At 51.2% G+C, this 13,343-nt stretch carries 7 protein-coding genes; 2 read left to right on the top strand and 5 right to left on the bottom strand.

What is annotated here, in order from left to right; translation table 11 throughout:
- The first annotated feature begins 165 nt into the window (after positions 1-165).
- Both NNN64_RS21150 and NNN64_RS21145 read left to right on the top strand, forming a co-directional pair.
- Positions 166-2,109 (top strand): methyl-accepting chemotaxis protein, encoded by a 1,944-nt coding sequence (locus NNN64_RS21150; protein ID WP_271442667.1) that lies wholly within the window; start codon positions 166-168, stop codon positions 2,107-2,109.
- An 86-nt stretch (positions 2,110-2,195) separates the two neighbouring features.
- On the top strand, positions 2,196-2,714 hold the full coding sequence (locus NNN64_RS21145) for a hypothetical protein (protein ID WP_271442666.1): 519 nt from the start codon (positions 2,196-2,198) through the stop codon (positions 2,712-2,714).
- On the opposite strand, the gene NNN64_RS21140 is transcribed toward NNN64_RS21145, so the two are convergent.
- The 5 genes from NNN64_RS21140 to NNN64_RS21120 all read right to left on the bottom strand — a co-directional run bounded on the left by NNN64_RS21140 (position 2,711) and on the right by NNN64_RS21120 (position 12,907).
- Positions 2,711-4,078, bottom strand: a complete 1,368-nt coding sequence (locus tag NNN64_RS21140; protein WP_271442665.1) for a glycoside hydrolase family 10 protein — start codon at positions 4,076-4,078, stop codon at positions 2,711-2,713. The genes NNN64_RS21145 and NNN64_RS21140 overlap by 4 nt on opposite strands.
- Before the next feature lie 12 nt (positions 4,079-4,090).
- Entirely contained in the window at positions 4,091-4,375 is a 285-nt protein-coding gene (locus tag NNN64_RS21135) for a VF530 family DNA-binding protein (RefSeq protein WP_137383067.1), read from the bottom strand.
- Positions 4,376-4,504: 129 nt separating this feature from the next.
- Positions 4,505-5,830, bottom strand: a complete 1,326-nt coding sequence (locus NNN64_RS21130; protein ID WP_137383068.1) for an HlyD family type I secretion periplasmic adaptor subunit — start codon at positions 5,828-5,830, stop codon at positions 4,505-4,507.
- A 2-nt stretch (positions 5,831-5,832) separates the two neighbouring features.
- Positions 5,833-7,572: a type I secretion system permease/ATPase gene (locus NNN64_RS21125; RefSeq protein WP_271442664.1), complete on the bottom strand. Its 1,740-nt coding sequence runs from the start codon at positions 7,570-7,572 to the stop codon at positions 5,833-5,835.
- 10 nt (positions 7,573-7,582) lie between these two features.
- Positions 7,583-12,907 (bottom strand): peroxidase family protein, encoded by a 5,325-nt coding sequence (locus NNN64_RS21120; RefSeq protein WP_271442663.1) that lies wholly within the window; start codon positions 12,905-12,907, stop codon positions 7,583-7,585.
- Between the last annotated feature and the right edge of the window lie 436 nt (positions 12,908-13,343).

The raw sequence follows: 13,343 nt of genomic DNA, 5'->3' as shown, positions 1-13,343 counted from the left end.
ATCTAAATAAGATTAAGCATGTATTAAAACCCAGCCAAAGTGCTGGGTTTTGCTATTTGTGACAATGTCACTTATTTGTTTTGTAATACTTAAGAAAACTTTATAAAGATATAAACTCCTGTGCCGATACTGGGTAAAAGTTAGCCTTTTGCAGAAGGAGTTTGTATGGCCTGGTATCCTACTCGTATTTCAACGCGGTTAACCATTGGCGGCATCCTGCTGCTTGCGGTGACCACCCTTGTTATTGTTGCAATTATGCTCTGGCGTGGTCAGCCACGCGTCGTTGAAATCAATACCGCCCTGATAGAAGAGACAGGGCAAGGTTTAACCCGTCAACTGAGTACTGTGCTCTCTCGTATCGAGGGCGAAACCGTCAGTCTGTCACGACTGGCCGAAGTACTGCCTAATGATGAATCTTTGTATCAGAACGTGGTTCCACACCTGATTGGCGAAGACAGCCACTCAATTATTACCGGCGGCGGGATCTGGCCAGAACCAAACGCGTTCACCCCGGGAGTAGAGAAACGTAGCTTTTTCTGGGCGCGTAATGCTGAGGGTAAGCTTGATTTTTCGAATGATTATAATGCCGAAGGATCCGCCGGTTATCACAATGAAAGTTGGTATCAGCATGCTAAAGGTCACTCACAGAACAGTTGCCTGTGGTCTGATGTTTACCAGGATGCCAGTTCCGGCGTGAACATGGTGACCTGCAGTATTCCGTATCAATTAGCGGGTAAGTTTGCCGGTGTGGCCACCACTGATATTCGTCTGGATAACGTTGCGACCTTTATGCAGCAGCAGGGCAACAGTACCGGTGGCTACGCATTTGTGGTTGATAAACAGGGTCAGATCCTCTATTTCCCCCAGGCCGATCAGACAAAATACAAAACCTTTAGCGATCTGGCGCAAAGCGCACACTGGCTGGCCCCGGTAGAAGCCGGGCTGAAATCGCTTCGCGCGACTGATGGCGTGAAAACCATCACGCTTGAAAGCGACAACGTGCTGAATGCTCCGTCACGCGTCATGTTGTTCCCGATGGCGGATACTGGCTGGGTCGTAGGGCTGGTGACACCGGAAACGCGCATCGTTGGTCTCGCTAAAGTCATGATGCAGGATGTGCTGGAAGTGCTGATCCCGATTATGACCGTGTTGCTCGTCGGATCATGGCTGGTGGTGCGTCGCTTGATCTCTCGTCTCGATGATACTCGTCGCGCACTCGATGATATCGCACAGGGTGAAGGCGATCTTACCCGACGTCTGGATGTTCGAGGTAAAGATGAGATTTCAGATATCGCGGAAGCCTTTAACCTGTTCGTCGATAAAATTTCCGCCATTCTGATCACCGTCAGAAGCAGTAGCGTAGTGGTAGCTAATAACGCCGTCAGTCTGGCCGACAGTAACATGGAGCTGTCTTCACGGGTTACTCAGCAGGCGGCCGCGCTGGAAGAGAGTTCGGCGGCGATGGAACAGTTAAATGCGACCGTTCATCAAAATGCGAGCAACACGCAACTGGCAGATGAACTTTCCGACAACACTGCGCAAACGGCGAATCGCTGTGGCGACGTGATGCAGGGTGTGATTTCGACAATGGATAACGTCAGTGCCTCGTCTGGCAGAATGGTGGAAATTGTCGCCGTCATCGACAGCATTGCATTCCAGACCAATATTCTGGCGCTGAATGCCGCCGTTGAAGCTGCCAGAGCGGGGGATGCAGGCAGAGGATTTGCGGTTGTCGCATCTGAAGTTCGTACCCTGGCACAGCGCAGTGCCACTGCTGCCCAGGAAATCAAAGCGTTGATTGATGAGTCCGTTTCACATGTTGGCAGCAGCAGCCAGCAAATCCACAATGCAGGTGAGCGCCTGGAAGAGCTGGTCAACAACGTGCGGCAGGTTAGCCAACTGATGGGGGAAATCCGTGTCGCGGGTGACGAGCAGCGTAAGGGCGTTTCCGAAGTCACACTCGCCGTTACCGAAATGGACAGCACCGTGCAGCAAAACGCATCGTTGATTGATGATGCCGCCACACGAACCCAGGTGCTGAAAGAAGAGGCGGAACAATTAGCGTTACTGGTTTCCTCATTCAAATTGCCGGAGCCTTCAGCGGCCTGACCCCACGTAAAGTATCCGGGTGCATCGTCTGCGCCCGGATAACACCAGGCTACACTTAACGTGGTTAACACGTCAGGAGCCAGAGTATGGCTGAGTTTGTCGTAGCGATGCTGGTGCACACACCGGTGTGGGTATATGTCTTGTTGGTCTTCCTGTTATTTCGGGGGATTAAAGCCAGGATACCCGCAACGGTTACGCTGGAAAAGCTGGCACTGATCCCGGCGCTCTTTCTTTTCTGGGATGTTTACGATCTGGTCACTTACCGCGATCAGTCCATCAGCACGTATCTACAGTGGATGGTTGGTATTATTAGCGGCGTGATTGTGGGCTATATGTTGATAAACCCCGGCCGTCTGGCACGCAGTACCGCGCCACGCAGCATTCATCGCCCGGCAGATTACTCTGCATTACCGTTCATGATGTTGGCCTTTGGCATCAAATATGTACAAGGTGTATTGAATGCTATCGCTCCTGATATTTTACGCCAGCCGGTAATGAGCGCGTTGGCAATCATTACCGGTGGCGTGTTTGCCGGTGTATTTATCGGGAAATTTATCCGTTACGTCAGCGTTTATCTCCGGTCACCAGCTCCCGGCAACACTTAGCGCCCCCAACGATCACGAATATAGGTCACGGCTTCCTGGGTTTGCGGTTGGTTAAGATAGTTCTCCCGAAACAAGATAGTGCCATTAATATTCGGTTCGGACTCGTTCAGATCGAGTTGCTTTTTCAACTCCGGCACACCGCCTTGTACCGTCCAGTCCGGTTCTTTTCGTGACGGCTCACCTACTTTATACAGCGCAACGCCAATATACAGGCGGGTATTGGTGGATTTCACCACGCCAGCCCACCATTTTGCCAGAACATCATAACGCGCCGCATCACGGGCGAAAGGCCAGTACAGTTGTGGTGCGATGTAATCCAACAGACCTAATTGCACCCAGCGCCGGGTATCGGCATACGATTCATCATACGCTGCCGCCCCTCGGGTGTCGGAGCCTGCCGGATCGTGGGAGCGATTACGCCACACGCCTGCGGGGCTAACACCAAACTCTACGTCAGGCTTAATCTTTTTGATGGCCTGTGAAACCTGTTCGATCAGCCGTTGTGTGTTATGACGTCGCCAGTCTGCTTTTGAATCAAAACCCTGACCATACTTTCTGAAAGTCTGGCTGTCGTTTAGCGTCGAACCCGGCGATTCGGTATAGAAGTAGTCGTCAAACTGCACGCCATCCACCGGATAATTCTCAACGACCTCCGTCACGATGCTGGTTATCCAGTCGCGCGCGTCAGGAATACCCGGGTCCAGTACAAAACGTTCACCCGATGTGCGGATCCAGTCGCGATGCAGCACGTAAACGCTGGACGGGGTCTGCGACAGCGTGCTGTTTAATTCTGCGACCGTTGACGGTTTCGTATTGACGGAGACGCGGTAGGGGTTAAACCAGGCATGAACTTTCATCCCGCGTTTGTGCGCCTCGTCGAGCATAAATTGCAACGGATCGTAACCAGGATCCTTGCCGATGGTGCCGGTCAGAGTGTCTGACCAGGGAAGAATTTTGGATTGCCACAGTGCAGTACCGTCCGGTTTTACCTGGAAAAAGACGGTATTGATCCCAAGACGTTGCAGATTATCCAGCTTATCCGTCAGCGCTTTCTGCTGCTGGCTGATGCGGATGGCGGGTGAACTGATGTTTACAGATGAGATTGGCGGCCAGTCCAGACGGGAAACCGTTGCCAGCCAGATACCACGAACCGGCTCTTTACCCTGTTGCGGGGTTGTGACCGGGGGATGAGGAGTCACATTCGGCCCTGGCGGTTGTGAAGAACAACTGCCAAGTAACAGCATACTGCCAACCAGTACAGCAAACCATTTCACATTGGTTAGCGGTAGCGTGTTGCGGGAACGGGCGAGGATAGTCGCCAGTTTTTTCTGATAATGACCTGAAAAAAAACCGGATGCTGACATCGGATTTTGCTCTTATTTTTTCTTGTTGCGGCTGTTAGCCCAGGGATCAATAGCAGGAGCGGTGGGTTCTGGTGCAACGTCATGCAGAGAATCAAGATACAGTGCTTCAACTTCTGCACGCGCCCACGGCGTACGACGCAGAAACTTCAAACTGGATTTAACGCTCGGTTCATTTTTAAAACAGTTGATGTTTATCCGTTGGCCAAGTTCAGCCCAACCATAACGATCAACCAGGGCATTGACCTGCATTTCGAGCGTCACGCCATGCAAGGGGTCTTTAGAAATATGAGCATTCATATGAAGTCCAGTTCGGTAGTTCCAGATTTTGTCAGTCGCGCGAGCGAAAGGTTACAAGAAAGCAAGGCGACCAGCAATGGTATAAACCGGCATAGCACTGCGAATGAGCACCATGCCAGCAATGTGCGCTCAGTACTCCTTAAAGGCGAGTTCCAGGCGGGCGATCAGCGGTTTAAACAGGTAGCTTAAAAACGTTCGCTCGCCGGTCTTGATGGTCACGCTCGCGGGCATGCCCGCTTTAATCTTGTAATCGCCCAGCAAACGCGCTCCTTCTGCGGAAACTTGCACTTCGGCGAGATAATAGGGCTGTTGCGTTGCTTCATCAATTAAACGATCGGCTGAGATGGTCAGAACTCGGGCTGGTACGGAAGGTAACAGCGCATGGTTCAGGGCAGGAAACAGCACGTCAACGGTTAAACCTGGGGCCAGTTTATCAATGGCGTGCACCGGTATTCTGGCGTCGATTTGCATCGGCTGTCCAGCGGCAACGATATCCATGAGATGCTCACCGGGCTGAATCACACCGCCGACGGTACTGACTTTGACATCCAGAACGACACCGTTGATTGGGGAGCGAATCTCCGTGTTATCCAGTTCATGGCGGGTAGAAACCAGTTCATCCTCCAGCATCGCCACTTCTTTTTGGTTTTCAGTTAGTTCGGACTCAACTTCGCGTAAATACTGATGCCGTACCTGATACGCTTTGATTTTTAATTCGTTTTGCTGGGATTTGAGTTTAGCAATGTTCAAAATATCTTCGGACACACTGCCGGATATTTCGGCCGCCTCGCGCTCCAGCACCAGTAATTGTGCCTTGGGGTAATAGTTTTTTTCACTCAGCGCCCGAATCGCGCCCAACTCCCGATTAATCAGGTTGAACTGGTGATCGCGGTAACCTTTTATTTTATTGAGATTATCCGTTTGCCCGACCAGGCCATCGAGCGTTTCCTGAATCATGGACAATTCATCCTGCATCGTTTTGCGTCGCGTATCGAACAGTTTGGCCTGTAGATTCCTGACTTCTGCCAGCCGTTTATTACCGGAAAACTGCTGCGTCAGCATGGAATTAAATACGATTGCCTCCAGGCCATCTCTTTCTGCTAACAAACGATCTTCAATGCTTTTGGCGGAAATATACTGTGCGTTTAACGCGCTGTAGCGCATGTCGAGTTGCATCTTATCCAGGCGGACAAGCACCTGATTTCGCTTAACCAGGTCACCCTCTTTAATAAAAATATCCGTCACTCTACCGCCGCTCAGATGCTGAATAGTTTTTCGGTTACTGGATACGGTTACCGTACCGTCCGCAACGACACCCGCATCTAAAGGGGCTTGCACTGCCCAAAATAAGAAACCACCCACCCCCAGCACAATGACAACGACACCGCGAACAATAGGGGACCAGATGTTGGTATCCACACCGGTGACGTCCGCGTTATTGGGATTCTTTTTCATCTTCATGCCTCGCGCTGCTGTTCGTTGATGGATGAAGAGGGTGTTGACACTGGTTTCAGCACGTTAGCCTGGCGCAGATGGGCGAAGACCTGATCGCGTGTGCCGAACTCCTGAATAGCACCGTCATTGAGCAGTAAAACTTTATTGACCACACCGAGCAGAGTAGGACGGTGCGATATAATCACGGTCGTTTGTCCCTGTGTTCGCAGCGTGTTGATGGCTTTAATGAGAGCAAACTCCCCGGCATCATCAAGATTGGCATTCGGTTCATCGAGGACGATAAATGCGGGGTTGTTGTAGACAGCTCGCGCCAGCCCAATACGCTGGCGCTGCCCACCGGACAACTGGTATCCACCTGCGCCGAGCGGTGTATCGTACCCCTGCGGCAGACGCAGGATCATCTCGTGTACACCCGCCAGAAGTGCGGCCGCCACGATCAGTTCGCTGTCATTTTTCGTAAAACGCGCAATGTTTTGTGCGATAGTCCCGTCAAACAGTTCAACATCCTGTGGCAGATAGCCTATCGAGGGCCCCAGCAGGGCTTTATCCCACTGGCAAATATCTGCACCGTCTAACCTGACTTTTCCTGATAACGTCTTCCAGACACCGACCAGTACTTTCGCCAGTGATGTTTTTCCGGATGCAGAAGGACCGATAATCCCCAGCACTTCACCTTGTTCGAGTTGAAAGGAGATATTACGCAGCAACGGGGCGTGTTGTCCGGGAGCTGTCGCAAACACGCCTTCAACGCTGATGTTACCCTGCGGACGCGGCAGGGTCAGCACGTCTTTCGGGGCTGGATACTCCTTTAGCAGCTCCGATAACTGATGCCACGCGCTACGAAACTGTACAAACTGCTTCCAACTGCCGATGACTTGTTCTACCGGGTTCAGGACGCGTCCAAGAATAATCGAGGCCGCGATCATCAGGCCTGGGGTAATATGCCCACCAATTACCAGTAACGCCCCGGCACCCAGTGCGACAGATTGCAGCAACACGCGAACAAACCGGCTCAGGCTGCTTAACCCCGCCGTTTTATCGGCGATCTGTGTTTGCAGTACCAGCACTTTATTATGCTGTTCCTGCCAGTTTACTTTTAGGGTGGAAAGCATGCCCATCGCCTCGATAGCATCGGAGTTTTGCAGCTGTTTATTCAGCTTGCTGGCATTATTGATGGTTAAGGCATGGGCTTGTTGAATCGGGCGCTTAGTAGAGAACTCTGAAACCAGTGTCAGAATGAATAATAGTGTGATTCCGCCCAGAGACAGGTATCCCAACAGGGGATGTACCAGAAAGGCAATAAACAGATAAATCGGCGTCCACGGAATATCCAGCAATGAAAACAAGCTGTTCCCGGAGAGAAACTGGCGGATCTGATCGAGCTCGGCTAAAGATTGTGCCGGGTTGTTATCACCGGTGGACATTTTTCTTCTAAAAGCCGCATTAAAAACTAATTGGCTGAGCTTTATATCCAGCTTATTTCCCAGTCTTACCATGACCTGTGCGCGAGCAGATTCAATCATGGCAATAATAATGTACAAACCGACAATTAATAAGGTGAGCATTAGCAGCGTCGTGGTGTTTTTACTCACCAGTACGCGATCGTAAACCTGCAACATATAGATTGCCGGCGCCAGCATAAGCATATTAATCACACAACTAAAAAACAGCAGCATCAGAAAAGTGGGTTTCGTTCCTTTTAATGCATCATTCAGTTCTGTTGGCGTATGCTGGCGCGACATAGTCTTCTCCTTATACGATCAATGAACTATTGCCATTGTTGCTGGCAAGGGTAGTCGGCATTTCCAGATAAAAATCACCCATATTAACGGTGGTCGAATTGACGCCCACTAACGTAATGGTGTCAGTGCCGATGGTCACGATGGTGTTGCCGTTATTTCCGGTGATAGAGACGCTGCTGGCAAAGTTCTCCGCGTTAATGCCTAGCAAAACGAGGTCAAGGAAGTCTTGCCCGCCATTGGGGTTACTGTCGAAACCCGTGATACGGTCCTGTCCAAAGTTGGCTCCGAAAGCGAAAATATCACTTCCGGTTCCGCCATCCAGAATATCGTTTCCTTCCTGACCGTTGAGAATATCGTCGCCATTACCGCCAGAGAGGGTATCGGCACCCGCGCCGCCAATCATGACGTCGTTACCGTTTCCACCCTGCAGGTTATCGGCGCCATCGCCGCCATCCAGGAAGTCATTTCCGATACCGCCAAACAACTGGTCATTGCCGCCCATACCGAACAGATAGTCATTGCCGCTACCCCCCGTGATGATATTGGCGATTGAATTACCAGTACCGATAAAACTACCGTTCCCGGTAAAGACCAACTCTTCCACGTTATCGGTCAGGTCATAGCTGCTGAGAGTAGTGCGGACAATATCTGTCCCGCCGTTGAGATCTTCGATCACGACATCACCAAAATCATCAACGATGTAGGTATCATTACCTGTACCGCCGGTCATACTGTCAGCGCCAAGACCACCGTCCAGGGTATCGTTACCCGCGTCACCTTGCAGCGTATCTTGTCCCGCCTGGCCGGAGAGAGAGTCATTACCCGCACCGCCGACTAACAGGTCATCACCCGCGCCACCCAGTAAGGTGTCATTGCCGTTTTCACCGCGCAGGATGTCACTCCATGCGGTACCGATGAGCGTATTGGCACCATTATTACCCACGATCAGATCGCCAACAGGCTGCGTGGTTGTCGACGTCAGGATAACCGGGGGGTTACCCTCATCATCTACGACAGTGACGACCACTTGCAACGTGCGGCCGACCATAGCCTGGCCTGGCGTGAAGGTGGCTGATGTTGCGCCGTTGATGTTGACGAATCCGGTCGGTGAACTCATTCTCCATTGGTAGCTGAAATTTCCGCCGCTCAGGCCATCCGCGTCGGCGATACCCGAAACCACCGCCGTCAGCGTCAGACTTTCCGTTGGCGTGAGATCATTAATCACCGGCGTACCTGTTGTTGCCTGATTTCGTGGCAAGACGGCCTGAGTTTGTGCTGACACTAAGGTCTCGGCATCGCCCATTCGGTCATTGAAACTGGCGACAACACGCAGCGGAGCGCCCTGGATAGCGCCGGGAACTCTGAACTCCACGCCGGTTGCCTGATCCTGCCATTGTCCGTTAATTAAAGCCTGCCATGTCATGGTGATTGCAACATCTGCCGCAAGACCGTTGCCATCGAGCAGGTTTGCCACGTTAACCCGTAACAGGTCACCAACAGATGGGTTTGCACTACTGATTGCCAGGTCGCCCGTCGCGTGTTGCGCCGTGACCCACAGCTGTTGACCATCGCCAAACTCCAGTTTTTCGATATTCAGCAGACGGTCAACACCATCATTCAGGTTCAATGCGGCATTGGGGGTGGCGTGATCGACTCTGAGGCTACCATCTGCCATTCGGGTAAAGGCGTAGTTGCTACTGACATCGCGATACACTGCCACGTCAGTTTCCGTGCCATCTCCCTCATGCAAGATTTCGCGCACAATCGACAACTGATTCGGTTTCAGCGTACCTGCCAGCATGTACGATTTCAGCTCAGCCATGCTTTCGGCGCTGGTGAGCCCCGGCATACCTGAAACAGCAATGCGCACGTTCAGCCAGGCGTCGCCATCAATGATGTCATTACCGGCTTTACCCATAATGCGGTCGCTACCGCCGCCGCCGAGTAAAATGTCACTGCCATCGTCCGGATTGAGTAACACCGCATCCGGATTGGCTGAACGCGCGACACCGAGAATAGCCTGCAGACCGTCGATTCTGTCGGCACCTTCCTGGGTCAGATTATTAGAGAGGGGGACACCCTGAACCGGTGCAGTACCGATCGGTTGTTCCGTACCGGTCAGGATATCATTGTGTTTCCAGCCAGACAGACCTTCGACCAGGTCAAAACGGTCGCGCAGAATAAACTCCTGCTGGTTGACGAAAATCGGGATACCCAGGTCAGAGTTAGCGCCATTAGGATCACCTTTATGGATCGCCCAGTCGAAACCGGCCATACCATTATTACGCTGGATACCTGCGCCCTGAACCATGATGTCATCACCGGCTTCGCCATCGTAGTCCGTATCGTTACCCTGACCGTTCAGGACATCGTGACCAATAATGGTGCTGTTGAAGAACAGCTCAGAGTTATCACCCGCGAGTGTGTCAAACCCATCACCACCTTCCAGCCAGTCATCGCCTTCATTACCCATCAGGAAATCACCACCCGATCCCCCAAGTGCAAAGTCGTTGTCCTGCCCAGCGAAAACCTCCTGGGCATCTTCACCGACCACGACGAAGTCACTGCCCGTGCCGCCAAAGACTAGATCGTTTCCGTTCCCGGAGAAGATTACATCGTGCCCGGCATCACCATGGAGGAAGTCAGCATCGCCTACAGGTGTACCGGTGTCCGTAATGATGTCATCGCCATCACCACCGTGAACCACATCCGCTTCATCGCCGCCGTCCAGACGGTCATCACCGCCATCTCCCCACAGGCTGTCGATACCTTTCCCTCCGATGAGCGTATCGTTCCCTGCGGTACCGCCAAGCACCACATGACCATCGCCGGTATATTTCAGATAACCACCATCAGCGAAACTGTCACCGTCCACATCCGCCCCAGGATCGCGTCGTACCAACAACGGCGAGAGCAGATCTTTCAGCGGATTCCCCCATTTAGGGTCGATTTCCGTTTGCAGCACGCGGTTTACTTCGAATATATGGTCAGGGGTCTGAAACAGGTTAGCAGGCAGGTGAGAGGAACCTTCTTCACCGAGATCACTGTTGCGCATAACCAGAGCAGAAAACGAGTTGGCTTCCAGTTCGTTCAGTAAATTCAATCCTTGTACCCGACTCAAATAATAGAAACGGTCGCCGTCCTGCAACATTTCCATCTGTGTTTCGAAGACAAAATTGAAGGTTGATCCGAGCATGCCGCCAAATTCATTTTTGCGTTCAGCAAGCCCTCCAATCCAGAAATCGACCTTATTCAGACCTGTTTCTTTGCTGGCCCATGCGCCGGTACTGTTGAAGAAATCCATTGCGTCTGCTGGTGGAGCGTTGTTGGCATCACCAAATAACAGGAAATTAACCGCTGCGCGTTTACCCTCCAGGCTGGTGGCATTGAGGATCAGTTCGTGCTGACCATAGGCGGCCATAAAGTTGATTATGGAGGCCGGGTTCTTCAGGTATGTGGTGAAATCGGCCCAACTGGCATACGGCCGAAGCTGGCTATCTCCGCTTAATGCAAAGAACTGTTCACGGGCCTGGTTCAGCGACGGCATAGCCGTATCACGTCCACGGGCAATGTTAAGCGCCCCCAAATCAAGCGGCAGGCCAATCAGGTTATTACGCAAGGCGTCAGTAATAAACTCATCAATCTCGTTACCGACTTGTCGCGTCATGCCCCGAACAATCGCACCGATTGCCTGTTCATCGGACACGGTGGCACCGTTAATTTCATTAAATGCCACTGGATTGAGAAATGCGGCAATCAGACCGATATCACCGTTTTGCATGTCAATGTCGGTACGCGCTACGGTTTCTGTGAGCATTGAATGCCCGAAGCGATAAACCACGTGCGCAAACTCAGCAAAGATCTGCGGGTTGATATCTGCCGTGTTTGAAAAGACAAACGGATCGACGGCAGGTTGTACGGTGCGAGCAAACTCCTCGAAAACGAGGTGCTGGTACTGCATTTCAGTGGAGAATCGCCCCGCCTGGAAGAGGTATTCACCGTTCCAGACCAGCGTACTGGTGTCAGCGGGTAGCTCAGTGATTTGATGTGAGGGCATCAGCCACTGGTTAATAAGGTCAATATCACCGGTTTCCAGTAGGGTGGTCTTATACTGCTCAACCAGCCGGTTATGTTCACTGTGAAATACGGCGTGAACGGCAGTTAGTCCAATGTTTTCATTACCGCGCCCGTCACCGGTGATAAAGTGGCGATCCAGGAGTTCATCATCGTACGTGCCCGCAGGCTGTTGCCCGCCAATAACGTCGTCATCATCTGCCAATAAACCCGCTTTTGGCGCGGCAGTATGCGCAATATCATCGAGAAAAGCATGCCCGGTTCGGAAGGTGCCCTCAGGTAACAGGCCGCCATTGGCTTCAACCAGCCCACTCGTGGTAACAATCTGTACTTTTCCATTTTCACTTAAAATCAAATTACCGTAACGATCAGTCGCCAGAAGCGGCACATTAAACACATCCTGATCGGTCAATTTGATGCCGAGTAGCGTTTCCGCCTGGTTCTTGACGTCAGCCCAGGTTGCCAGCCCACCGTTAGCCCCTCCTAATAAATTACCCGTCGGCTCAGGTTTACCGTCAATTAATACATATTCACGGATAAAGATCTGATGCGACGGATGAGAGGTGTAGGTTTGGTTCTGGTCGATAAATGGGGTTGTAAGATTAACGGTTTCTCGATTCTCATCGACCGTTGCCCGGGTTAATAACATAAAGTTGGTCGACGAACCTTCAACATATAAAGGGTCGTCGGGTTGCAATGGAATGAAGACGATGCCGTTTCCTCCTTTAGGAATGAGGTCCAGACCATGGTCAAAAAACTGACCAAAGAAAGTCATCCAGCCATTAAACGCCGGAGAAAGGCCAATGTCAGGGGATTGGTTGGGAATAGATAAACTGCCATTTCCGGTAGTCGTCCCACCCCCGGGAGCATCTTTTAAGGCATTAAATGCCTCCAGCGCGGCCGGATTGGAGGCGGTTTGGCCAGAAATTAAGTTACTAATAACACGAGGATCGGCATCAATGACCGTCCCACCAATCTGGATATAACTGGTCATTTCATCCGCATCCTGCCAGTTCAGTGCCGTTAATCTCGGCATTGTCTGATCGGCCGAACCGTATAATTCTTGGCCGGGGAGGAGATTATTCCATGAGCCATCTACAGTACGCAGTCCGTAAGGTAACAGTGGACTGGAGACTAATTCCCGTAGCATATCAGCGTTGATGCTACCATCCGGGTTAGTCGCCGCTTCGGATATTTTTATCTGCTTAAGAATAAAAGCAAGATCGTGGAGAGTGACAGTAAAGTCATATTGTGAGGCCATACGTTATTACCCCTATCTTTACCTGTATTAGCTATCATCACCCATTTTCTATTTACAAAAGCTGACAGAAGAATAGGCAGTATCAGATACCTGATTGTTATTACATGCTTAGATTCCATTCCGAAAATACAGAAGATACCCACAGCGTATTTAGAGTTGTTCTCCTGAACTTTACTTCGCACAATGAGGTGCTCACCTCATTTATATAAAGGTCTGGGCGGATAGCTGGTACCGTGGGCCATTGAATTAAAAGGTTTACTCATGGCGCACGGTTTTGAGAAGGACGAGTCCTCTCAATGCTTAAACGTGTTAGGGGGGTGTAACCTCATATTACATTTCTGTTATGATCATAACTATGGTTTTTCCTTTGCCGACTTCACTCATACTTTTCTATCAAAAGATTAAATTTTCATTTCTTTACATTAAAATTTATTAC

The organism is Citrobacter sp. Igbk 14, from assembly GCF_028069825.1.
Classification (GTDB): domain Bacteria; phylum Pseudomonadota; class Gammaproteobacteria; order Enterobacterales; family Enterobacteriaceae; genus Citrobacter.
This window is presented reverse-complemented; position numbering and strand designations above follow the sequence as displayed.

What these genes read in the sequence shown, in the direction of transcription:
- NNN64_RS21125 (WP_271442664.1), bottom strand. Translation starts at nt 7,572, where the DNA reads ATGTCGCGCCAGCATACGCCAACAGAACTGAATGATGCATTAAAAGGA.
- NNN64_RS21145 (WP_271442666.1), top strand. Translation starts at nt 2,196, where the DNA reads ATGGCTGAGTTTGTCGTAGCGATGCTGGTGCACACACCGGTGTGGGTA.
- NNN64_RS21130 (WP_137383068.1), bottom strand. Translation starts at nt 5,830, where the DNA reads ATGAAAAAGAATCCCAATAACGCGGACGTCACCGGTGTGGATACCAAC.
- NNN64_RS21120 (WP_271442663.1), bottom strand. Translation starts at nt 12,907, where the DNA reads ATGGCCTCACAATATGACTTTACTGTCACTCTCCACGATCTTGCTTTT.
- NNN64_RS21140 (WP_271442665.1), bottom strand. Translation starts at nt 4,078, where the DNA reads ATGTCAGCATCCGGTTTTTTTTCAGGTCATTATCAGAAAAAACTGGCG.
- NNN64_RS21135 (WP_137383067.1), bottom strand. Translation starts at nt 4,375, where the DNA reads ATGAATGCTCATATTTCTAAAGACCCCTTGCATGGCGTGACGCTCGAA.
- NNN64_RS21150 (WP_271442667.1), top strand. Translation starts at nt 166, where the DNA reads ATGGCCTGGTATCCTACTCGTATTTCAACGCGGTTAACCATTGGCGGC.